The sequence below is a fragment of the Allobacillus salarius genome, from assembly GCF_007559425.1.
In the GTDB taxonomy this organism is placed as follows: domain Bacteria; phylum Bacillota; class Bacilli; order Bacillales; family Alkalibacillaceae; genus Allobacillus; species Allobacillus salarius.
On sequence record NZ_VMHE01000012.1, the window covers coordinates 12,712 to 34,982 of the forward strand.

21 protein-coding genes and 1 pseudogene are annotated in these 22,271 nt (G+C 39.8%); 12 read left to right on the forward strand and 10 right to left on the reverse strand.

The features are described 5' to 3' along the window. Positions 1–53 precede the first annotated feature (53 nt). The 3 genes from FPQ13_RS07980 to FPQ13_RS13455 all read left to right on the forward strand — a co-directional run bounded on the left by FPQ13_RS07980 (position 54) and on the right by FPQ13_RS13455 (position 3,252). A complete protein-coding gene (locus FPQ13_RS07980; protein WP_144088821.1) occupies positions 54–1,715 on the forward strand; it encodes a M20/M25/M40 family metallo-hydrolase in 1,662 nt (553 codons plus the stop codon). A gap of 91 nt (positions 1,716–1,806) precedes the next feature. Beyond that, positions 1,807–3,054, forward strand: coding sequence for a hypothetical protein (locus FPQ13_RS07985; RefSeq protein WP_144088822.1), 1,248 nt, complete (start codon positions 1,807–1,809; stop codon positions 3,052–3,054). A gap of 42 nt (positions 3,055–3,096) precedes the next feature. Then, positions 3,097–3,252, forward strand: a complete 156-nt coding sequence (locus FPQ13_RS13455) for a hypothetical protein (RefSeq protein ID WP_186279599.1) — start codon at positions 3,097–3,099, stop codon at positions 3,250–3,252. Positions 3,253–3,625: 373 nt separating this feature from the next. On the opposite strand, the gene FPQ13_RS07990 is transcribed toward FPQ13_RS13455, so the two are convergent. From FPQ13_RS07990 to cshA, 3 genes are all read right to left on the reverse strand, one after another. After that, entirely contained in the window at positions 3,626–4,549 is a 924-nt protein-coding gene (locus tag FPQ13_RS07990) for a hypothetical protein (RefSeq protein WP_144088823.1), read from the reverse strand. After that, positions 4,539–5,090 (reverse strand): RNA polymerase sigma factor, encoded by a 552-nt coding sequence (locus tag FPQ13_RS07995; RefSeq protein WP_144088824.1) that lies wholly within the window; start codon positions 5,088–5,090, stop codon positions 4,539–4,541. Before FPQ13_RS07995 ends, FPQ13_RS07990 begins: the two co-directional genes overlap by 11 nt. Before the next feature lie 122 nt (positions 5,091–5,212). Next, on the reverse strand, positions 5,213–6,709 hold the full coding sequence (gene cshA / locus FPQ13_RS08000) for a degradosome RNA helicase CshA (RefSeq protein WP_144088825.1): 1,497 nt from the start codon (positions 6,707–6,709) through the stop codon (positions 5,213–5,215). A 417-nt stretch (positions 6,710–7,126) separates the two neighbouring features. Between cshA and FPQ13_RS08005 the strand changes: the two genes are divergently transcribed. The 6 genes and pseudogenes from FPQ13_RS08005 (at position 7,127) to rlmN (ending at position 14,050) form a co-directional block, all read left to right on the forward strand. Continuing rightward, positions 7,127–7,483 (forward strand): YuzC family spore coat inner layer protein, encoded by a 357-nt coding sequence (locus FPQ13_RS08005; RefSeq protein WP_144088826.1) that lies wholly within the window; start codon positions 7,127–7,129, stop codon positions 7,481–7,483. Between the two features lie 113 nt (positions 7,484–7,596). Next, positions 7,597–8,780, forward strand: a pseudogene (locus FPQ13_RS08010) (acetyl-CoA C-acetyltransferase). Positions 8,781–8,810: 30 nt separating this feature from the next. Beyond that, on the forward strand, positions 8,811–10,037 hold the full coding sequence (locus FPQ13_RS08015) for a TraB/GumN family protein (protein WP_186279600.1): 1,227 nt from the start codon (positions 8,811–8,813) through the stop codon (positions 10,035–10,037). A gap of 239 nt (positions 10,038–10,276) precedes the next feature. Next, on the forward strand, positions 10,277–11,554 hold the full coding sequence (locus FPQ13_RS08020; protein WP_144088828.1) for a glucose-6-phosphate isomerase: 1,278 nt from the start codon (positions 10,277–10,279) through the stop codon (positions 11,552–11,554). 114 nt (positions 11,555–11,668) lie between these two features. Continuing rightward, positions 11,669–12,841, forward strand: coding sequence for a TraB/GumN family protein (locus FPQ13_RS08025; protein ID WP_144088829.1), 1,173 nt, complete (start codon positions 11,669–11,671; stop codon positions 12,839–12,841). Between the two features lie 123 nt (positions 12,842–12,964). Next, positions 12,965–14,050, forward strand: coding sequence for a dual-specificity RNA methyltransferase RlmN (gene rlmN, locus FPQ13_RS08030; protein ID WP_144088830.1), 1,086 nt, complete (start codon positions 12,965–12,967; stop codon positions 14,048–14,050). Positions 14,051–14,427: 377 nt separating this feature from the next. On the opposite strand, the gene FPQ13_RS08035 is transcribed toward rlmN, so the two are convergent. Next, positions 14,428–14,613, reverse strand: coding sequence for an H-type small acid-soluble spore protein (locus FPQ13_RS08035; protein WP_144088831.1), 186 nt, complete (start codon positions 14,611–14,613; stop codon positions 14,428–14,430). Positions 14,614–14,880: 267 nt separating this feature from the next. Here FPQ13_RS08035 and FPQ13_RS13460 point away from each other — a divergent pair, with 267 nt between their 5' ends. After that, positions 14,881–15,051, forward strand: a complete 171-nt coding sequence (locus tag FPQ13_RS13460) for a hypothetical protein (protein ID WP_186279601.1) — start codon at positions 14,881–14,883, stop codon at positions 15,049–15,051. 117 nt (positions 15,052–15,168) lie between these two features. On the opposite strand, the gene FPQ13_RS08040 is transcribed toward FPQ13_RS13460, so the two are convergent. From FPQ13_RS08040 to nadE, 5 genes are all read right to left on the reverse strand, one after another. Then, positions 15,169–15,618, reverse strand: coding sequence for an SRPBCC family protein (locus tag FPQ13_RS08040; protein ID WP_144088832.1), 450 nt, complete (start codon positions 15,616–15,618; stop codon positions 15,169–15,171). 184 nt (positions 15,619–15,802) lie between these two features. Then, positions 15,803–17,056, reverse strand: coding sequence for an ABC transporter permease (locus tag FPQ13_RS08045; RefSeq protein WP_144088833.1), 1,254 nt, complete (start codon positions 17,054–17,056; stop codon positions 15,803–15,805). Beyond that, positions 17,046–17,981 carry an ABC transporter ATP-binding protein gene (locus FPQ13_RS08050; protein WP_144088834.1) on the reverse strand — a complete coding sequence of 312 codons (936 nt, stop codon included), beginning with the start codon at positions 17,979–17,981 and terminating at the stop codon, positions 17,046–17,048. Before FPQ13_RS08050 ends, FPQ13_RS08045 begins: the two co-directional genes overlap by 11 nt. A gap of 208 nt (positions 17,982–18,189) precedes the next feature. Beyond that, a complete protein-coding gene (locus tag FPQ13_RS08055; RefSeq protein ID WP_144088835.1) occupies positions 18,190–18,756 on the reverse strand; it encodes a cysteine hydrolase family protein in 567 nt (188 codons plus the stop codon). Positions 18,757–18,774: 18 nt separating this feature from the next. Next, the gene (gene nadE / locus FPQ13_RS08060) at positions 18,775–19,521 is read right to left on the reverse strand and encodes an NAD(+) synthase (RefSeq protein ID WP_144088836.1); all 747 of its coding nucleotides are present in this window, start codon (positions 19,519–19,521) and stop codon (positions 18,775–18,777) included. Positions 19,522–19,781: 260 nt separating this feature from the next. Here nadE and FPQ13_RS08065 point away from each other — a divergent pair, with 260 nt between their 5' ends. Further along, complete coding sequence (locus tag FPQ13_RS08065; protein WP_144088837.1) at positions 19,782–20,486, forward strand: DsbA family oxidoreductase; 705 nt, start codon at positions 19,782–19,784, stop codon at positions 20,484–20,486. A 44-nt stretch (positions 20,487–20,530) separates the two neighbouring features. On the opposite strand, the gene FPQ13_RS08070 is transcribed toward FPQ13_RS08065, so the two are convergent. Then, positions 20,531–21,106: a hypothetical protein gene (locus FPQ13_RS08070; RefSeq protein WP_144088838.1), complete on the reverse strand. Its 576-nt coding sequence runs from the start codon at positions 21,104–21,106 to the stop codon at positions 20,531–20,533. A 198-nt stretch (positions 21,107–21,304) separates the two neighbouring features. Here FPQ13_RS08070 and FPQ13_RS08075 point away from each other — a divergent pair, with 198 nt between their 5' ends. Beyond that, the gene (locus FPQ13_RS08075; RefSeq protein WP_144088839.1) at positions 21,305–22,267 is read left to right on the forward strand and encodes an MBL fold metallo-hydrolase; all 963 of its coding nucleotides are present in this window, start codon (positions 21,305–21,307) and stop codon (positions 22,265–22,267) included. The last annotated feature ends 4 nt before the right edge of the window (positions 22,268–22,271 follow it).

Consider the following 22,271-nt stretch of genomic DNA (forward strand, 5'->3'; position numbering starts at 1 on the left):
TTCAGAACAATCTTTCATATACTAAAGAAAATCAATGATTGTGGGGGATTTACATGCTAAATACACGGGAGGACGTTTTGTCGTTGACAAAGCGGTTAGTACAGATGGATAGCATCGTCAATACACCAGGTGAAAGGGCGATTGCTCGCTCCCTTTATGAGCTGATTTCTACTTTTGACTACTTTACGAAAAATCCTGACCAGGTCATGTTGGAACAAACGGTGAATGACGATCAAGAAAGATATAATGTACTTTGTTTTGTTAGAGGGACGAAAAAGAAGAGTAATCGGACAGTTATTTTGTTTGGTCATATGGATACTGTCGGTGTCGACGATTTTAATCAACTGAAGGAGCTTGCGTTTTCTCCCGATGAATTAATGGAAGCATTCGGTGATCAAGAGTTACCGTCGCCAGCCCAAGAACATCTGGCGTCCGGTGAATGGTTGTTCGGTCGAGGAGCACTTGATATGAAAAGTGGATTAGCCAGTCACATTTATCTATTGCATTATTATTCGATGCACCCAGATCAATTGGAAGGGAATTTAGTTTTTGTATCGGAATGTGATGAGGAAGATGGTTCAAACGGAATTTTATCAAGTTTGAAAACGTTAAAGCGTTGGAAAGAGGAGCAAGAATTTGAATACGTCGCTGCCATAAATGCTGATTTTGTCTCTCCGTTATATGAAGGAGATGAAAATCGTTATATATATAAAGGAACTGTCGGAAAGCTACTGCCTTCATTTTTTATTACGGGGCATGAAAGTCATGTTGGTGCTGCTTTTGAAGGGTTGGACCCGAATTTCCTGGCAGCTGAATTGACGAGACAAATCCATTATAATCCAAAGCTTAGCAACGAAGCGCTAGGGGAGATGACAATACCACCGGTCTCCCTAAAACAGACCGATTTAAAGCCAAGTTACACAGTTCAGACGGCTCTGTCTGCTTATGTTTATTACAATTTCTTCATTCATTCATGGTCACCGAAAGACGTTTTAGAGAAATTAAACGATCATGCAACGATTGCTTTCGAAAATGCACTCGAATTATATGAACAACGGTACCAACTTTTCTGTGAGATCAGTGGCCATCCTTATCGAGAGCTACCTTGGAAAACGCGTGTGATGACTTTTGAAGAAATGGAACATGAGCTAATTAAGTCACATGGGGATGAGTTTACCGACCATATGAATAATTTCCATAAAGAGCTTGTAAATGATTCAGACTTGGATACGCGCATGTATGCAGCTCGTATTGTTGAAGAAGCATGGAAGTGGATGGATGATAAATCGCCAGCCATGATTTTATTCTATTCGTCTCTTTATTCACCGCGCATTGAATTGAGCGGGAAAACGGAAGAAGAGCGAGTCCTTTTGTCTGCTTTAGATGAAGCCGTTGAAAAAATTCAGCCGCATTATAAACATCCAATCGTCACAAAAAACTTCTTTCCATATATTTCGGATATGAGTTTTTTGGCAATGAGTGATGATTTGGCAGGGATTGAAGCGGTTCAAAACAATAATCCAAGTTGGGGTAAAAAGCATTTTGTCGACTATCAAGATATTCGTGATTTGAATGTCCCGGTCATCAATATCGGGCCTTACGGAATGGATGCGCATGCTAAGTTGGAACGACTCGAAATAAAATATTCTTTAGAGATTGTTCCAAATTTAACGAATGAAGTAATCTTGAATGTATTAAATCGGTCTAAAGAGTGATCTATAACGGTTACAATTGACGCAAGTTTGGTTTGAATTGTCGCCACAAGTGATAGACATAATAGTAATACGTAATAAAGGTGGGACAATCATGACAGCCGAAGTATCGATTATGAATAAGCATGGAATGTCCATGGCTGCTGACAGTGCCATTACAAGTGGCTTTGACGGTGTGCCAAAGGTATATAATTCTGCAAATAAGTTATTCCCGTTATCAAAGGAGCATCCGATTGGCTTTATGGTATACGGTTCTGCCTCTTTTATGGAAATTCCATGGGAGGTCATTATTAAATCGTATCGGGACTATTTAGGCAATAAACGATTTAATAATGTACAAGACTACTTCGATGATTTCATGGATTTTTTACGCCAAGATCCACGGTTTAAAAATGAAGAACTTGAAGATATTATTGTATATCGAACCTTTTCGGATTTACTGAAGCAAATGATTCGACGCGTCGAGACAGAGATTGAAGAAAAAAACGATGAAACAGACGATGAACGCGAAGTGAGAAAGCTGCTCGAACAAGAAGTTGAACGGCAGACAAAAGACTTCTTAACAGAAGAAGCATTTCTCGATATTGAATATAAGGCATTTGAAGCTACCTTTTTTGATACGATTCAAGAGATTAAAGACGAATATATTGAATTTGAAACGTCCAAAACATTTTCCAAAAAACTATGTCGGCTTGCATTTGAAAGTGTAAAAAACGATTTTTTCAGCCGAGGTAGTACAGGATTTGTGATCGCTGGCTACGGTGAAGAAGAAATTTTTCCTCATTTATTGAATTATCGACTGGAAGGATTTGTTTTAGGCAAGTTGAAATATAAATTACTGAAAGAACGAAAAATCGATTACCGACAAAATAAGAATGATGGTACCGCAGTCATAGAGGCGTTTGCACAACGCGAAATGGTCGATTCTTTCATGGTAGGCATTGAACCACATATGGAAGAGACGATGTTTGGAATTATTGACCGCGTATTATCAGAATACCCTGAACAGATTCAACGTCATATAGGCATTGATTTGGATGAAAAACAGGTTAGCAATTTGAAAGAAATGGGTAATGAACTATATCAGTCGATCAAAGACACGCTAGATGATTACCAAAGGAGAAACTACTTACAACCACTTTTAGGGATTGTACGATCTTTGCCAAAAGATGAACTCGCCAATATGGCAGAAACGTTGATGAATTTGACGTCATTCAAGCGGAAACTAACGCGTGCAACGGAGTCAGTTGGGCCGCCGATTGATGTTGCGGTCATATCTAAAGGTGACGGATTCGTTTGGGTGAAAAGGAAAAGCTATTTTAATAAGGAGCTGAATGAGTAGTCGTGTAGGGGTGAGTAAATTCTTCAGAGAGGAAGAAGACAAATGCCAAACGAGCAACAGAGCAATGAGAAAAAGTTCTTTTCACTTTCACCAGAAGAACGACAAGAGTTAGAAGCGGAAGCGGTGAAAAGTAAAGAGAAAAAAGACGTGGCGAATCAAGTGTTCGATAACTTAGATAAGAAAATGACGAAAAAATAAATGTTGTATCAATGAAAAATAGGCTGAGACAATCAAAGTTATAAACTCAGAATCACAATTTACAATCTAGCTGAGCGTAGGAAATATACGGAGACTTCTGCGGTCAACTAAATGCGGCCACGTCCTGTGGCCAACGTTGACACTAGCCCGTCCTGGGCGTCGGGAGCTGAAGCCTAGGTGAGACCCCGCAGTGCAAAGCACGAGGAGGCTCAACAGCTGCCCGCGATAAAGAAGACACTGCGATTTATCGCAGATGTCGCCTTATGCCCTGTGGGTAAAAGCGCAGTATATTTCCGAAGCGAGTATTTCTGTCACGCTAAATTAGAATGTTCGTTTCTGTGTCAACTTTGAAATTTTGTCTCAGCCTGCTTAATTATTCACTGAACTGCATTTGCTGAACAAACTGATCAATAATCCACGGGAAAGAACCATCACCCATGGCGCCAAAAAGCTGGGAGTCAATTGCATATAGATTGTTTCCGTCTTCAACAATCGTTACATATCTCGTTAAATCTTCGTTTATATACATCGCGTGATAAGAAGACATGCCGATTTGTTCGTGTATATTTTGTTCTTCGAATCCATGATTCAAAATGATCTGTTCGCGCTCTTCAACTACTTGATCAACCGTCATACCTTCAAACTTTTCTACACGGATAAACGCATTTTCAAATTGGATTTCCCCTGTTTCTGCAAAATCAGGGTAGAAGTAATCAATCGATTTTGCGTCTTCTTCTTTATTTTGATGAATCATCGGTTGATGAACATAAGAAGAATAACCTAACTCTTCATTGACAATCAATCGCATAGTAATTTGCTCTTCCATACCTTCTGGATATACCGTTTCTGTAATCGTATTTTCTCTTTCTTGGTAAGGCTGAATCTCGCCAGTTTCTTCTGCGTTATCTTCGGTATTTTGTTCTTCTTTTGCAGTATCCGTTTCTTCAGATTCATTTGGTGTATCATCGTTTGATTGCTCTTCTTCATTCGGTTTAGACGTTTCGTTATCGCCTTCATTTGCGGTTTCCTTATCTTCGTCCTGATCACCTGGCGTACTTGTTTGTTGAGGTTCATTGTCACTCGCTTCATCGGAGAAAAACAAAGAGCTAAAAAAGATGCCTCCAGCAAGTAAAGCGACAATTGAAGCGGCGATGACAGGAAGAAGTGTTCGGTTTTTTCGGCGGTCGTTTTCTTGCATAACCGCTTGGAAAATCTCGTTTGTAGAAGTTTTACTTTCTGCTTGTTTATATTTATCGTCCAACCGCTCCATACGTTTTTCAAAGAAATCATCCTTCATAAATGAAACCTCCTTCCTTTAACGCATTTTTGAGCCTTTCCTTACCTCTTTTTAAGTGCGTTTTGATTGTTGCTTCCTTTGTTTTTGTTATCGCTGCTATTTCGGTAATCGACTGATCGTGAAAATAAAACAAGACGATTGGAATACGGTATTTATCTTCCATTTGTAAAATTGTGCTGTGTAAAATTCGTTCATCCTCAGTGAGGCTATGGTTTTCTAAATATGATTCAGTCAATGGTTCATGCGTTAATTTTTTGTGTTTCTCCAATTCGCGCTTTTGTTTTTTAAAGAGGTCTTTCGAGACATTCAGTGTGATGCTATATAGCCACGTCGTAAACTTTCCGCGAGAGTATTTGTTTAAAAATCGATATACTTTAATGAAAACATCTTGAGTAACATCCGCCAGGTCGTTCTCTTGCACGCCAATTTGCCTAGCGAATCGTTCTACTGTTTTGTAATAAGCTTCGATTAACTCGCGGAATGCTAGTTCGTTTCCTTCTAATGCCTGGCGAATCAATCTTTTCTCCTGAGTCTCAGTCACGTTCTGTCCCCCTCTCGCTTATAAGACTGTCATCATGAATCATAAGTTTCACTTTCAATTCAGAATGGTCATTTACCTAACAATAAAAAAAAGTGCCGACAGCTGTCAGCACTTTAAGATGTTTAGCGAGTGAATTTTCGTTGATTTTTAGAAGTTCTGCCGCGACCTTGTCCGCCGCCACTGCCGCCACGGTTACTACCACCGCGTCGGTCATTGCGCCCTTGGTTTCCTTTACCACGGCCGCCACTACGATTACCTCGGTAGCTATTTTTGCGATTACCACCGTAAGACTTCTTCGCACGGATTGGTTCTACTGCGGTTAATTTAACCGGTGCTTGATTTGGTTCTTTCGTTAGTAGTTTAATCGCTGCTGCAACGACGTCCACTGCATCTTCTTTAGATAAGATTTCTTCAGCGGAACGATGATATTTTTTGCTTTCATCTGTCCAAATCGTTTGCAGAAGATCTTCTACTGCTGTTTCTTGAAGTCCTTCTACGACGTCAGAATAAGATGGAACTGCTTTTTCTTCAATTTTACGCTTAATCAATTTTTCGATGGAACGTAAATGATCAATCTCTCTCGGTGTTGCAAAAGAGTAGGCTTGACCTTTCTTACCTGCACGGCCAGTACGACCGATTCGGTGTACATAGCTTTCTGGGTCTTGAGGTAAGTCGAAGTTATACACATGGGTAACTCCAGTTATATCAAGACCACGCGCTGCAACGTCGGTAGCGACAAGAATTTCAGTCGTTTGTTCTTTAAAACGAGAAATGACTTTCTCACGTTTCGATTGTTGAATGTCCCCGTGAATTCCTTCTGCAGAATAACCACGCTTCAGTAAACCACTTGTCAATTCATCGACACGTTTTTTCGTCCGACCAAAGATAATCGCTAAATCCGGTGACTCCGTATCTAATAATCTACATAGCGCATCGAATTTGGCGTTCTCTTTTACGACGAAGTAAAACTGATCGATATGATCGACTGTAAGCTGTTTTGCTTTTACACGGATCATCTCTGGTTCATTCATGAATCTTTCTGCAAGATTCTGAATCCGTTTCGGCATCGTTGCCGAGAAAAGCAATGTTTGGTGTTCCTGTTTAATTTCCGCTAAAATTGCTTCGATATCTTCAATGAAACCCATATTCAACATTTCATCTGCTTCATCCAATACGGCTGTACGGATGCTATCCAAACGAATGGTTTTGCGACGAATGTGATCCAATAAGCGGCCAGGTGTTGCTGCGACTAATTGTGGACGTCGTTTCAACGCACGAATTTGTCGTTGAATATCTTGACCTCCGTAAACTGGAACGGTATGCACATTTTTATGCTGTCCAATCCGGTTTAATTCCTCAGCCACTTGAATCGCTAACTCACGTGTTGGTGCAATGACAATTCCTTGAATAGAACGGTTGCTTGGGTCAATATTTTGAATCATCGGCACCCCGAAAGCAGTCGTTTTACCCGTACCCGTTTGCGCTTGTCCGATCATGTCTTTACCGGCTAATGCAGTTGGGATTGCTTGCTCCTGAATTGGCGTAGCTGACTCAAATCCCATTTCCGCAAGCGACTTCAAAACACTTGCTTCAATGTTTAATTCGTTAAATGTTTTCAAACTTTTTCCTCCTATAATGTAAAATGCCTAATATCTATTATCTCCATAAAAAAATAGCACATGCTGAATTAGGCGAAAAAGTGTTACTCCCATTTTCAGCTGTAACTATCCAATCGTTGTTGTTAAAAACCTATCAGACGTCTAAGTATAACCTGGCAAGTGATGGAAAGTCAATTAAAAGGATTTGTTCGTACTTCACTGCAATGCTTAATTTCGAATCAGATCGGGCACAATTTTAATAAGAAGAATGGAGGGATTCAGTGAAAAGGAAGTTGAATTGTATCATCAATCAGAATACGCTACTTATTCTTTTAACCGTTATTCATCATTTCTTTGTATGGAGTCACCTGCGTAAAAATAAGTAACACGGATAAGCTGTTCGCATAAGATAGTATAAGAAAAGGGAGGTCGATAAGAGTGGTTATCCATGGGAATCCTACGTATTGGACACCTGTTTTCCGGCAACAAAATTCTAATCATCAATACCCTGAAGTTCAGCCACAAGCATTTCAGACTTCGGCCTCCCAAATGGCTCGATTGATTGAGGAAGCTGGTCGTCTGACAACGTCCATTTTTGATTCAGAATCTCATGCTCGTGCAATTATGGGAGCTGCTCAGAAAAATGACCATAAAACAGTGGTTTCTTTATTGGATCAATCACTCGACTTTTCTGTTAGCTCGGTGACTTACACGCCGACTGGCTTAAAAGTACAGCTCAATGCCAAAGAAGAAATGGAACGAGGAAGCCTAACGCTACAGTATATATGGGAATAGCAATAGAAAATCTCGCTGTGAATGTCACAGGGGGATTTTTTTATGAGCAGAAATTCACTCATAAATAAGGTATGATAGAAGATAGGATAGTTTTACATACTAAGGGGGATATTATGAAACAAATTTATTTGGTTGATGGTGCACGTACGGCTTTTGGAACATTTGGTGGTTCATTGAAATCCGAACAGGCGGACGACTTAGGCGCTGTTACGGCAAAGGAAGCGTTGAAGCGGTCGAAAGTAAAAGAAGAGCACATTGATCATATTGTTTATGGAAACGTTATTCATTCCCACACGAATGCGGCTTATTTGGCAAGACATATTGGTCTGAAAGCAGGAATCCCACAAGAGGTGCCAGCATTAACATTAAACCGCTTGTGCGGATCTGGTGCTCAGTCGATTATTTCAGCAGCTCAATCGTTAATGGTCGGTGACGGTGAGATCGCCTTAGCTGGCGGAGCGGAAAATATGTCGATGGCACCTTTTTCGAATTTCGAACAACGATTCGGTGGTAAAAAATGGGTGCGCTCAAGTTCGAAGACATGTTGTTGAGTACGTTAACAGATGAATATGCTGGAAGCGGCATGGGTTTGACTGCTGAAAAGCTTGCGGAGCAGTATGAAATTTCGCGTGAAGAACAAGACGCTTTTGCGCTTGAGAGCCAGCAAAAAGCCGATGACGCGAGAGACTCTGGACGCTTCTCTGAAGAGATTGTTCCTTTTGAAGTGAAAACGAGAAAAGGCTCGATCATTTTTGAACAAGATGAACATATTAAAGCGGATGCGACGACAGAAAAAATAGCTCAGCTTAAACCATCCTTTAAAAAAGACGGAACGGTAACAGCAGGTAATGCAAGCGGCATCAATGATGGGGCAGCTTCTGTCATCATTGCTTCTGAGTCAGCTGTAGAAAACCATCAATTACAACCGATGTCAAAAATCGTGTCGTGGGGGATTACAGGAGTAGACCCAACGATTATGGGAATCGGACCAGTACCTGCCATCAAACAAGCGTTGAAGCGTGCTGATATGAGCTTGGAAGATATGGATTTAATTGAGGTGAACGAAGCGTTTGCTGCTCAATATTTAGCTGTTGAGAAAGAACTTGGATTGGATCGTGCAAAAACAAATGTGAATGGTGGAGCGATCGCTCTCGGACATCCGGTAGGTGTGAGTGGAACAAGATTAGTATTGAGTTTGGCATATGAATTAAAGAGACAGAGCAAGCGATATGGCGTTGCTAGCTTGTGTATCGGTGGCGGCCAAGGAATTGCGGTAGTTATCGAAAATATTCAATAGTGACTTAAGATTATTTAAAGGAGAATTCACGTGAAAATTTTAAAGCCTATTTTCTTCCTGTTCATATCCTTAACGCTTGTTGCTTGCCAATCGGAAACGGAAGTAGATTTCCCTGATCAACAGTTGGAAGAAGCAATCCGAGCCGAGCTGGATCAAACGGAAGATGAACTATATTTATCGGACGTACGTGATTTAAAATCGTTAAATCTGTCTGGAGAAGCAATTGAAAATTTAGAAGGCATTGAAGCTCTCGAATCAATCGAAGAAATCAATTTAACCGATAATGAAATTACCAATATTGACCCGTTAACAACACTACCAGAATTGAGAGAAGTTAAACTGACTGGTAATCCACTGGAAGATGAAGCGATCACGACATTGGAAGAGAGCGGTGTTGCAGTAGTATTCGAAGCAGAGCAAGTCGGTCTGCCAGATGGACCGGGCGGATTTTTGTGGAAAGTTGAGAATGGCGATACAACAGTTTATCTTCAAGGGACAGTCCATTTAGGCGAACCGGATCTTTTCCCAATGCATGAAAAAATCGAACAAGCTTACGTGGAATCAGATGTCGTCGTTCCCGAAATTGATTTATTCAATTTGGACATGGCTGAAATGAACCAGTTACAGATGGAGTTGGGGACATTTCAAGATGGCACAACGCTCGAAGACCATCTTCCTGAAGACACCTACGGGGAAGTAAAAGCATTTTTCGAAGGCAAAGGTTTTCCAATGGCTGTTATCGATACGTACAAACCATGGCTTGTCTCTACCATGGTCTCTCAATTGATGGTGCAAGAACTCGGGTTTACAGAGGGAGTCGATATGTACTTCCTATCAAAAGCGAAGGCAGACGACAAAGAAGTGATTGCCTTGGAAACGGCGAGAGATCAATTAGGCATTTTTGCAGACTTGTCGATGGATTACCAAGTGCAACTGTTAGAAGAGTCATTGATTGATATTGACACATATGAAAAAGACTTGCGACAGTTAATCGACATATACAAAACTGGGAACGTCGATGAATTATTGGATGTTTTATTTGAAACAGACGCTGCTATGAGTGTAGAAGAAGAAGCTTATATGGAAGCATTGAACGATAACCGAAACTACGGAATGGCAGAAGAGATTACGAAGTTCCTTGAATCTGGAGAAGAAAAAACGTACTTTGTCATTGTCGGAAGCTTACATTTGATACTAGAGCCTCATGTCGTCTCCATTTTGGAAGATGAAGGTTATGAGGTAGAACATATTCATTAAGCTTTGTTAAAGTATAATGTTGATTTTTAAACATATAAAGCAATAAGTTGTTGAAATTTGTGAGAAGCGAAGGTGGCGACTCCTGCGGGAAAAGCACGAGTCTCGAGACCCCACAGGCCCTGGTCTTGGGCCGAGGAGGCTCGAGCCGTGCCCGCGGAAAGCGTCCACCGATAGCGGATCGCAATATCAACAACGAACTTTAACTTTACAATTCGTTAAGAGTAACCGGAGGGAATAAGATGATTCAACTGACTTATTCAGGTGATGAACAACAAATATTGAATGAACGCAAAGATGCACTACAACAAATTCATGCTAATTTATATGATAAAAAAGGTGAGGGATCAGAGTTTCTCGGTTGGCTCGATTGGCCAAGCCAGCTGAGTGAATCATTTTTAAATCAAATCAACGAAACAGCCGAAACAATCCGCAAGCAAGCGGACGTGTTAGTGGTCATCGGAATCGGTGGGTCTTATTTAGGGGCGAAGGCAGTGATCGAAGCCTTGTCTCCCCATTTTTCCAATAACAATGATTTCGAAGTTCTTTTTGCGGGGCATCAAGTAAGCGGTGCATATTTGAAAGAGCTGTTAGCATACCTTAATGATAAAGAAGTTGCTGTTAATGTCATCTCGAAATCAGGCACAACGACAGAACCAGCGATTGCCTTTCGTTTTCTTCAGCAGTATATGGAAGAACGATATGGTGATGAAGCGGCTTCTCGAATTTATGTCACGACGGATGAGAAGAAGGGCGCTTTGCTCGAAGTAGCGAAAGAAAAGGGCTACGATCGCTTTGTCGTTCCAGACGATATCGGTGGACGGTATTCTGTATTTACAGCGGTCGGCTTATTACCAATCGCCAGTGCTGGCTTTTCAATCGACGAGCTGATTGCGGGTGCGAAGGAAGCGGAACAAGCATACAAGTCGTTCGATTTGGAACAAAATCCAGCAATTCGCTATGCGGCAATCCGTCATGCGCTTTACCAGGAAGGATACAAGACGGAAGTACAAGCAACATTTGAACCGAAGATGAATTATGTCCAAGAATGGTGGAAGCAATTATTCGGCGAAAGTGAAGGTAAGCAAGGAAAGGGTATTTTTCCTGCTTCGGTTTCTTATACGACAGATTTGCATTCGCTTGGGCAATATATTCAAGATGGGGAAAGAACATTGTTTGAGTCTTTTATCGTATTTGATGAAGTCGATAAAGATATGACTATTGTTGAAAAAGACAATGACGCAGATCAGCTTAACTACTTGGCAGGACGCAGCTTACAAGAGTTTAATGAAAAGGCTTATCAAGGTGTCACTGAAGCCCATTTAGCTGGAGACGTTCCGCAAATTGGCTTACGAATGAAAAAATTAGACGCCCACCACATCGGCCATTTGCTTTATTTTTATATGCTTGCTTGTGCATATTCCGGTTACTTACTGAATGTAAATCCGTTTGATCAACCGGGTGTTGAAGATTATAAAACGAAAATTTTTGAATTGCTTGGAAAGCCAGGGTACGCGTAAACAACTTGGTAAATGAGAAGATTTTTTAAAAAAGAGCCCATTCCATTCTAGGGACGGGCTCTTTTGTGGTAAAATGAAGAAGTTATTTGAAATTTTATTTAAAGGAAGTCACTTATGTCAGAAGAAAATATAACGCGAATCGATTTGGACGGAAAAGAGATTATCCTCATCGGTACAGCACACGTATCGAAACAAAGTGCTTTACAAGTGAAAGAGGTAATCGAAGCAGAGCAGCCGGATTCTGTTTGTGTCGAGTTAGACGAACAACGCTATGAATCTGTGAAAGATAAAAACAAGTGGGAAAACATGGACATTTTTAAAGTCGTCAAAGAAAAGAAAGCGACGTTACTATTAATGAACATGATGATTTCATCATTTCAAAATCGAGTTGCCAAGCAATTTGGGATTCAACCAGGTCAGGAAATGATTCAAGGGATAGAATCGGCCGATGAAATCGGTGCCGAGCTTGTACTTGCCGATCGAAATATCCAAACGACTTTTTCACGGATTTGGCGCAATATCGGTCTGTCAGGACGCGCGAAGTTAATGATGAGTATCTTTTACAGTATTTTTAATAAAGAAGAGATTTCCGAAGAAGAGTTAGAAAAAATGAAATCTCAAGACATGTTGAATTCCGTCATGGAAGAGTTTACGAGAGAATTTCCACGATTGAAAAAGCCATTAATCGATGAACGGGATCAATATTTGGCTCAAAAAATTAAAAAAGCACCCGGAAACAAAGTGGTTGCAGTATTAGGTGCAGCGCACGTTCCTGGGATTAAGAAAGAAATCTATCAAGAAAATGATCTTGAAAAACTTTCTACTGTTCCGAAAAAATCGAAAGTGCCTAAAATTATCGGTTGGTCAATTCCGATTGTTATTTTATCAGTGATTGCTTACACGTTTTACATGAATCCTTCAGCGGGATGGCAACAAACCATCAGCTGGGTATTATGGAACGGTGGATTATCTGCTCTAGGTGCAACGATCGCTTTAGGCCATCCGCTAACGGTATTAACCGCGTTTTTAGCTGCGCCGTTCAGTTCATTGAACCCATTACTCGCAGCTGGGTGGTTTGCAGGGATTGTCCAGGCACTCATTCGGAAACCGCATGTATCAGATTTTGAAAGTCTCCCAGATGATGTGCTTTCTGTAAAAGGCTTCTGGGACAATAAAGTGACGCGTATTCTATTGATTGTCGTACTTACGAACATTGGAAGCTCGTTAGGCACGTTCATTGGCGGTGCTGACGTCTTACGTGTTTTCTTCGATAATTTACTTTCATAATGGAAAAATTCCTGGTGATCCATGTTGGTTTCCAGGGATTTTTTGTTTACTATCAGTTGATTATTCACGTAACTTTCAGTAGTATTGACAAAGGAAATACGCAAATTTGAAAAGAGGGTAAGCATGCAAAAACCATCAATTTATGGTTTGACATATAATGATCTGCAAGATTGGTTAGTTGAAAACGGAGAAAAACGCTTTCGTGCATCCCAAGTGTGGGATTGGTTGTATAAAAAACGAATTAAGCGTTTTGAAGATATGAAAAATGTGAATAAAGAATGCATTGAACTGCTTGAAGAAAACTTTGAAGTGCAAGCATTGGAACAAGTCATCAAGCAGGAGTCTAAGGATGGCACAATCAAATTCCTATTCGAACTCCCGGATGGTAATCATATCGAAACGGTTTTAATGCGTTTCAGCTATGGACTGTCTGTATGTGTCACGACACAAGTCGGATGTAATATTGGATGTTCCTTCTGTGCGAGTGGATTGCTTCGCAAAAACCGTGATCTAACGAGCGGTGAAATCGTTGAGCAAATTATGAATGTGCAACACCATCTCGATCAACAACAAAAAGATGAGCGCGTCAGCCATATTGTTGTCATGGGAATCGGTGAGCCATTTGATAACTATGACAACACGATGAAATTCCTGAATATCGTGAACGATCAAAAAGGTTTATCAATTGGAGCGCGTCACATTACTGTTTCAACGAGTGGTTTGGCTGATAAGATCTATCGATTCGCTGATGAACAATCGCAAGTGAACTTGGCATTGTCCATTCACGCGCCAAACAATGAACTTCGCACACGGATCATGAAGATTAATAAAGCGTATCCGCTAGAAAAGTTGATGCCAGCCATCGATTACTATTTAGAAAAAACGAATCGACGCATCACGTTTGAATATATTTTGCTGCATGATGTGAACGATCATCCTGAAGAAGCAAGACAACTGGTTAAATTGCTGAAGGATAAAAAGCATTTGTCGTATGTTAACTTAATTCCATACAATCCAGTCGAAGAGCACAACCAGTATGAACGAAGCCGCAAAGAAAACATTCTTAAGTTTTATGAAATCTTACTTGAAAATGGCATTCAATGTGGTGTGCGGGTTGAACAAGGAACAGACATCGACGCTGCATGTGGACAATTACGAAGCAAGCAAATTAAAAAAGAAAAGGCACGGAAGAAAAAAGAAACCGTGTAAACAAAGAAAACAGCCGAATGCTCGGCTGTTTTTTTATATTTACTAGTCGTTGATGCAAAATACGGCTTGAACTTGAAATTGTCTATTTCTCGACACACGAATGGGTTAAGAAGAGGTGGGAAATGTCATCGAGAGCACGTCTCGACACGCAAATGAGTTAAGCAGAGGTGGGAAATGTCATCGAGAGCGCGTCTCGATACGCAAATGAGTTGAAAATAGAAAGGAAATGTTATTGAGAGTGCACTTCAACACCTATATTAGATAGAAAACGAATGAATTTGTCATCGAGAAGGCGTCTCACCAAAAGAACAATAAAAATCTGGGCCCATTTAGGCCCAGATTTTTTTATATGAACTCAAGGGGGAGAGATCATAACATTATGATTTTTTTTCTTCTAAGTCTTGTACTTTTACCTCGACATCTTTATCAACATCTTCTAAATAGTTGATGACGGCTGTTTGGTTTTCTTCATCGACGTGTTTGATATAGACACGTTCTCCGTTATATTCCACATGCTTCATATCCGGTAGATCGGAAATTTCTTGTGCGCGAATTACATTCATGCATTAGCCTCCTATAAAAGGTGTTAATCGCTATATTTATAAATTACCCATTATTAACTTTTTTAAACGGCAATATAGATAATTTTACAATGCATTACTTTTAAACATTAAAGCAAAAGTGAGTTCGGAGTATATGGCAGAATGTTGACGAAAATGGAACAAATGATACGTATGTGAGCAATAAGGTTGTAATAATGCCCAAATTTGGTATGATATAAATAGAAACAAAAATATATAAAGTTTAAGGGAGAAAGGGGTTTGATGATAATGACGACATCATTAATCATTGTATCGCTCTCAGTATTTTCCACATTATTCGTGTTGTACGCGGTGGACAGCTTGGTGACACAAGTGAGAAATCGCAGAAATGATACCGATGCAACACTTCCAATAGATCAAGCACCTCAAAATCTAGATATGAAATTAGGGCATCGATAAATATAAAGAAAAACTGAGCTGATTGTATTCAGCTCAGTTTTTTTATGATTACTACCAGTGAACATAGATACTGTTAAAATGTCTCGACAGGCTATAGATAATAATTATGCCCGCTCTTTAGTTCTTTTTAACTTTTACAATTTCATTAGCGACAGCATCTGTCAGATCCACTGCAGTTGCTGGAACAAAGTTTCTCAAAACACGGTTGATCATCGGCCCTCTGACACCGCCGGCTGTTATATTTAACATCCCGGTCACTTGTGTAGACGCATCACTTGTTTTTGTCGCTTCGAAATAACCATGTCCCTTAAAGTTATCTGATATCCCTGTTAAGTTGAAAGTAACGAGGGTTGGCTCTCTCCACTCAGTGATATCAACCTTCAATTTTACTGTCTTTTTCATGAAACCAAGATCACCTTTAAATTCCCATGTAGACTCGGTATCGCTAATGATTTCGTGATGAATGTAACCAGGTACAAGTGGTGCCCAATTATTTATAGAACTGACAAAATCCCAAACCTCTTCGATGGAAACATTTATGTCAACATTATGTTTTCCTTGCGGCATTTATAATCGCTCCTTTACGCTAAAGTGATTATATTGGTTTTCCCACCAAGTTATTCCACGTTATATCTAGATTAATCGTAGCACCTACAAAAGGCTAAAGAAAGAAATTTGAAGCTCTCGTTTATCGAAAAATAAAAACGAGCAGCTCATTTTCAGCTGCTCGAAAAATGAATGAATTATTAAGTTATGAACGTAGCCATTTCCAAATTTCAGGTAAGGTTGCGTTTTTACCGTAAATTAAGATACCAATTCTAAAGATCTTACCAGCTAACTTCATCAGTAACCAAATTGATACGATTAAGATGGCAAGGCTGATAAAGATTTGCACCCATGGCCATTCGTCCAAGATGGATAATCGAAGGATCATGATTCCTGGTGATGTAAAGGGTACATAAGATAAAACTTGAGATAATGTACTCTCTGGATTTGAAATGACTGGTCCCAAGAAAATGAATGGCAGCCAAGGAATCATGAAAACAAATCCTTGGAAGTTGCTTCCACTGGATGAGTCTTCTAATGTTGCGCCCAAACCTACAAATATCGATGCAAACATCAAGTAACCTAATACAGCGATAAGTAGGAATAACAATGTTTCAGGAACAAGTAAGTACTTGATAATCGGATAATCGACTAAAGCGAGCGCAACTGGCAGCGCCATGCCGATCCAAACCGTCACTTGTAAAATTCCTAAAACGAAATAACCGATAATTTTACCTTGCATCAACTCGCCAGCTGTTACCGAAGATAAAATAATTTCCGCAACTTTCTCTTTCTTTTCCTCTGAAGCGCTTTGGAAAACCATCATACCGGTAATGGCGATGGAGAAGAGGACAAGTCCAGCAAAGACACCTGGAATAAATTTTTCTAAAAAGGCTTCCACCCCTTGTGCTTGTTCATCCTCAACGTCATTCTCCGCTTCCATTTTTACCTCATTTTGATTGAAAGATATGGGAGTCATGGCTGATTGGATCTCTGATTCGTCTAGACCTGTTCGTTCAAGCTGAACATAACGAAGAGGTTGCTCAAATAGCTGCACTTCATATTGAAAGCTGTCTGGAACTTCTTCAGATGTATAATAATCCACTGTTCCACTCTCTAAAGCAGACTCACCAAGGTGTATATAAACAGCCCGTGTTTCTTCTTCAAGAGTAGTAGTCATTTCATCGGATGATTGATCAGTTAATTCGACATCCCAATGAAGGTCATCGCTTTTACTGACCATCGGTTCCAATTGGTCCCATATGCCAACCTCGTCATTCAAATAGACGGTTGTCTGTGCCGGTTGACTATCTTGATCTTCGCCTGAGTCACTGAGCAATGTTGGCACGGTTGCGAAAATCGCAAAAATGATTGGTGTTAAAAATAATGATATTAAAAAAGATTTACTTTTAAGGTTTCTTTTGATTTCCCACTTGGCGACTTTCCAACTATTTCGCATCAACGACACCTGCTTCCTGTGCTAAACTTCGATCTGTCGCGATGTCAACAAATATCTCATGAAGCGAAATACGGTCGACAGATAACTCTTGAATATCTAAATTGCTCGGTAATTGTTTAATCCAATCGCTAACTACAACATCAGAAGATAAGTATAAGATGGAAATATCATCTTTCTGTTCAACTCGCTCAACTTGATCGATTTTTTCTAGCATAGAGCGATCATTATCTCCATGAATTGTACATTTGAAGTTGGCATACTGTTCCTTCACTTCGTCCATAGAACCGTAAACGACCTTTTGACCGCGGTGAATTAAAAACAGACGATCGCACATTTCTTCTACTAAGTTCATTTGATGAGAACTTAGTAAAATGGCGGTTCCTTTTTTGGCAAGGTCTTTAATTTCTTGCTTAAATACTTCTTGGCTAACAGGATCCAACCCGGAGAACGGTTCATCTAAAATTAATAGCTCCGGTTCATGAATAACAGATCCAATGAACTGAACTTTTTGTCCCATCCCTTTGGAAAGTTCATCGACAGAAACATTCTCTTTCCCTTCAAGATCAAATTTTTTCAAATACTCAAGTGCACGTTCTTTGGCCCGGTCCAGCGGATAGTCCTTCAACTCCGCAAAATAAAGAAGGATATCCATGACTTTCACCTTCTTGTAAAGACCACGTTCTTCGGGTAAATAGCCGATTTTATGCCTCGGCACCCCATCTTGATCATGATTATGGAAGGTAACGCTTCCTTCATCAGGCAATAGAATTCCCATAATACTACGAATTGTGGTGGATTTCCCGGCTCCGTTTGGTCCAAGAACCGCCATGATTTCGCCTTTATGTACGTCAAAGTCGATATTCTTCACGACACGAGTGTTCTTAAACGACTTGCCAAGCCCTTTTACACTTAATACTTCATTCATATGCTTTCCCTCCCTCAATAACATTTCTAATTCACTTCATGTAATGAATGATATGTCTATATATATATATTGTATCAAAGATAATAAATATTTAGGGAATTTCCAACGAATAAATTAATGTTATTATAAGAGTAATTTAATCAAATCCTACTGAATTCGTTTTTTCATATGAAAAAACCTCCTCTGAACGTTCAGAGGAGGCCTTAGATTATTGTTTTGTTTGCTGAAAGGCATTTTCAATATTCGTTTCCGAAGTCGGTTGTATATTCGCGAACATTGATCGTTTCATCAACCGGAGAGCGTTATCGTTGTTTTTTTCGGTTTCTGAAGCTGTACAATCACTTGGTACCCATAAATTATATTCGCGCATGTAAGCATCATCTGCTGTAAACAGTACGCAAATATCTCCAGCAATCCCTGTCAAAATTAAGTTCTTAACGCCTAAATGGCTGAGCAAAATATCGAGTTGGGTACTATAAAAGCCGCTGTGTTTCGGTTTGATGATGAAAAAGTCATCTTTATCGGGAAGAACTTGCTCAACGACTTCTCGTCCACGTTCATTTCTGCATACTTCAATGACATTTTCAACGCTTTCTTGCCATAAACCAAAATTATCATTTACATAAATGACAGGTAAACCTGACTCTTTAGCCTGCCTTTTTAAATTGATGATGGAATCTACAATCGGTTTCGTGTTTTCAAGTAGATCCTCACCACCTTCAAAATCCATTTTATTGATCATATCAATTAAAATCAATGCTGTGTTGTCTTTCATAGGAACTCTCCTTCAAGCTTACGCGTCTAGTTTAGGTGGCCCAGGTGGCAGATAGCGTTTATGCTCTGAAGATTTGTGTAGCCTCATAAGTGTTTTTTCATCTTCGGGTGGAATTTCCTCACCACGAAGATATTTATCAATGGCAGCATAGGAAATGCCCATTTCCTTTTCATCCGTCTGTCCTTCCCATAAATCTGCGCTTGGAGCTTTATCTAGGATACGATCAGGTACACCCAAGTATTTTGCCATTTCTTTCACTTGTTCTTTTCTGTAATTAACGAGTGGATTGACATCGACACCTTCGTCACCATATTTCGTGAAATAACCGGTAAAGAGCTCAGAAGAGTTTCCGGTACCGATGACTAGATATTGATTATTTTGAGCAATGGCATATAAAGTTGACATACGTAATCTCGCTTGGAAATTTGCGCCGACCAATTGAGCGGAATCTTTATTCCACTGGTCACCAAGTGCTTTTTCAATTTGACCGAAACCTTCTTTAAAAGTATCCGTCAGTTCAATACCAATATGATTAATTTGTGATTCCCTCGCGACGAGTAGTGCGTCTTTTTCTGCCTCAACAGAATTGTGAATCGGTAATAACACACCTAGAGCGTTGTCGCCGAAAGCACGTTTCATGAGGTAAGCGACAACAGTGGAGTCCAGTCCTCCACTTAGGCCAACGACACCACCTTTTGCACCAGCTTGGTCTTTATATTCTTGTAACCAATGAACAATATGCTGCACATGTTTTTCTGTATCCATAAAAAATCACCTCTTGAAAAACATTATATACATAAGCATTCCTTCATTGGAAGTAAACTAAACGCGAGAGGATCAGGTATTTTCTCATACCTTTCGTTAAAGTCGTTTACGTGAGAAATAGGTGCGTGTCTCATTACAGAATGTTGTTTTTCGAATGAAATGCATGTGGCCCGATAAGTTCAAATGGTTGATTTTTAAAGGGATTTCTTAAATAATGTTTAGAGAAATGATTGAATGTAAGTGAAGACGGAGGTATAAATATGAGAGTTGATATTTATTCAGATATGGTCTGTCCTTTTTGTTATATAGGAAAAGTGCGTTTTGAAACAGCGTTGGAAAAGTTTTCTGGTCAATCGGATGTAAAAGTATCTTATCGAAGCTTTCAATTAGATCCGAACAGCCCGAAAGAAACCGATTTGAGCCTTGATGAAGCATTGGCTAAAAAATACCAAATGTCGGTTGATAAAGCGAGAGAGATGAATGCCTCGATTAGCGAACAAGCAAAAGAAGTAGGTTTGGAGTTCAATTTAGATCGAGCTCGTCCAGCTAATACGGAAAATGCTCATCGTTTGAGCCATTATGCAAAAGAGCAAGGGAAGATGGAAGCATTCGTTAATCGTACGCTAAAAGCTTACTTTACTGAGGGAAAGAATATTAATGATCAAGATGTTTTACTGGAGCTCGCAGGAGATGTGGATCTTGATAAAGAAGAATCGTTACAAGTTTTGGAAAGCAATCGGTTTAAAGATACAGTGATTGCAGAACAACAGACCGCCTCACAAATCGGGGCACAAGGAGTTCCGTTTTTCGTATTTAACGACAAGTATGGTGTGTCTGGAGCACAACCAAGTGAGACATTCTTGGAAGTATTACAAAAGGTACATGAGGAAGAAAACCAAGAATCAAAAATTCAAGTACTCGGTTCCAAAACCGAATTTTGTGATGACGACTCTTGTAATATGTAGAATGAACCGCATGGCTATCATAGCTATGCGGTTTTTGCTTGTAATTAATAGAAAAATGGAGTGAACAATCGGAAAATATTAATGAATGGATATCGACGACGACGGAATCGGCGGAATCTTCTTGGATAATAGCCTCCATATCCACCGTGTCCGTAACCAGGTCCATAACCACCGTAACCGCCATGACCGTAACCAGGTCCATAGCCTCCATATCCACCGTGTCCATAATTCTGTCGAGTAGCATCAAACGGCTCTTCGGCTGAACCTCTCATTTCATCACCACAAGGAATAATTAGCGTGACACCATCTTCATCATATTCATCTAAAATACCTTCGACCATTGAACCATCTTTTAATTGTGCGTGCATGAAATGGAGTTTGTGCTTGTTGCAGTGGTCATACATATATTTCTTATGTTGTTTTTCATCCATTTGTTTCGGCATACTACCATGTTGCGCAGGCATCATTTGTTGATTGCAATCCATTCCAGGGCCCATATATTGCTGTCCTTGAACCATACTTGGATTACCTTGATGTCCATACATCATCCCTTGATTATTATAATTTCCATACATCCCTTCTGGCTGTTTCTTTGGCTGATAAGCATCTTTATGACTCATCATAAATCCCTCCTTTAGTCTTCACCCATAAGGTATTCATTCAATAGGCAAATGTGCTTGTTAGTTTTTTAGTCTGATTATAAAAAAGTGGGTAGGCTGTAGCATTATTCAATGAAAAGTCATTTTAAAGGGTTTTTGCAGTTTTTGTTGAATATAGTCATTAGGGTGTGAAAATCATTTAAAAAAAGGAGCGATAAAATGTCGATCATCACAGACTTGGGTGACAAGATTTCAATGGTTGATTTACATGACTTGTTTGTTCCAGAAAGAACGGGGAGTTATATTCTGCATGAAGAGCAACCGTCGATTATCGAAACGAGTGCAAGTCCATCGATCCCTCACTTATTAAACGGTTTGGAACAGTTGGAAATTCAGCCAGAAGAAATCCAATATATTATTGTGACACATATTCATTTGGACCATGCTGGAGGAGTCGGTGTTTTACTTGAGCACTGTCCGAATGCAACGGTCGTCGTTCATCCACGTGGTGCTAGGCATATCGCTAATCCGACGAAATTGATTCAAGGAGCACGAGCGGTTTACGGTGACCAATTCGATCGATTATTTGATCCCATTAAACCTGTTCCAGAAGATCGAATCATTACAATGAAAGACAGTGAACAACTTCGACTAAGTGAAGATCGAGTGTTAACTTTTTACGATACACCAGGCCATGCAAAGCATCACTTTTCTATACATGATTCCGTTAGTAACGGTATGTTTACAGGAGATACGATCGGTGTCCGTTATGCCCAAATAGCGGATGAACACGAGTTTATTTTGCCATCTACTTCGCCAAATCAATTTAACCCTGACTCAATGATTCAGTCGATGCAACGGATCAAAGGTTTAGGTGTTTCAAGAATCTTTTTTGGCCATTATGGCGTGTCAGAAGACCCCGAAAATGTTTATCGCCAAATCAATTATTTTTTACCTATTTTTATGGACCGGGGAAGAAAGGTCGAGCAAGAAGATGAAGAACAATCATCGTCAGAAAAAGCCGAGCGGCTCTATGAATTACTGATCGAATCTGCTGCTTCCCATTTAGTTGATCGTAAAGTGAGTGATGATCACCCTGTTTATCAATTGTTAGAAGTTGATTTGAAAGTTTGTGCGCAAGGAATTATAGATTATTTAGAGAAGAATAAGTCTAAACAATAATTTA

Coding starts and splice junctions, on each gene's coding strand:
- FPQ13_RS08070 (WP_144088838.1), bottom strand. CDS start 21,106: ATGAGTCATAAAGATGCTTATCAGCCAAAGAAACAGCCAGAAGGGATG.
- FPQ13_RS08050 (WP_144088834.1), bottom strand. CDS start 17,981: ATGAATGAAGTATTAAGTGTAAAAGGGCTTGGCAAGTCGTTTAAGAAC.
- FPQ13_RS08040 (WP_144088832.1), bottom strand. CDS start 15,618: ATGCCGCAAGGAAAACATAATGTTGACATAAATGTTTCCATCGAAGAG.
- FPQ13_RS08045 (WP_144088833.1), bottom strand. CDS start 17,056: ATGCGAAATAGTTGGAAAGTCGCCAAGTGGGAAATCAAAAGAAACCTT.
- FPQ13_RS08020 (WP_144088828.1), top strand. CDS start 10,277: ATGATTCAACTGACTTATTCAGGTGATGAACAACAAATATTGAATGAA.
- FPQ13_RS07985 (WP_144088822.1), top strand. CDS start 1,807: ATGACAGCCGAAGTATCGATTATGAATAAGCATGGAATGTCCATGGCT.
- FPQ13_RS07990 (WP_144088823.1), bottom strand. CDS start 4,549: ATGAAGGATGATTTCTTTGAAAAACGTATGGAGCGGTTGGACGATAAA.
- FPQ13_RS08055 (WP_144088835.1), bottom strand. CDS start 18,756: ATGAAAGACAACACAGCATTGATTTTAATTGATATGATCAATAAAATG.
- FPQ13_RS07980 (WP_144088821.1), top strand. CDS start 54: ATGCTAAATACACGGGAGGACGTTTTGTCGTTGACAAAGCGGTTAGTA.
- FPQ13_RS08025 (WP_144088829.1), top strand. CDS start 11,669: ATGTCAGAAGAAAATATAACGCGAATCGATTTGGACGGAAAAGAGATT.
- FPQ13_RS13455 (WP_186279599.1), top strand. CDS start 3,097: ATGCCAAACGAGCAACAGAGCAATGAGAAAAAGTTCTTTTCACTTTCA.
- nadE (WP_144088836.1), bottom strand. CDS start 19,521: ATGGATACAGAAAAACATGTGCAGCATATTGTTCATTGGTTACAAGAA.
- rlmN (WP_144088830.1), top strand. CDS start 12,965: ATGCAAAAACCATCAATTTATGGTTTGACATATAATGATCTGCAAGAT.
- FPQ13_RS08035 (WP_144088831.1), bottom strand. CDS start 14,613: ATGAATGTAATTCGCGCACAAGAAATTTCCGATCTACCGGATATGAAG.
- FPQ13_RS08075 (WP_144088839.1), top strand. CDS start 21,305: ATGTCGATCATCACAGACTTGGGTGACAAGATTTCAATGGTTGATTTA.
- FPQ13_RS13460 (WP_186279601.1), top strand. CDS start 14,881: ATGACGACATCATTAATCATTGTATCGCTCTCAGTATTTTCCACATTA.
- FPQ13_RS08065 (WP_144088837.1), top strand. CDS start 19,782: ATGAGAGTTGATATTTATTCAGATATGGTCTGTCCTTTTTGTTATATA.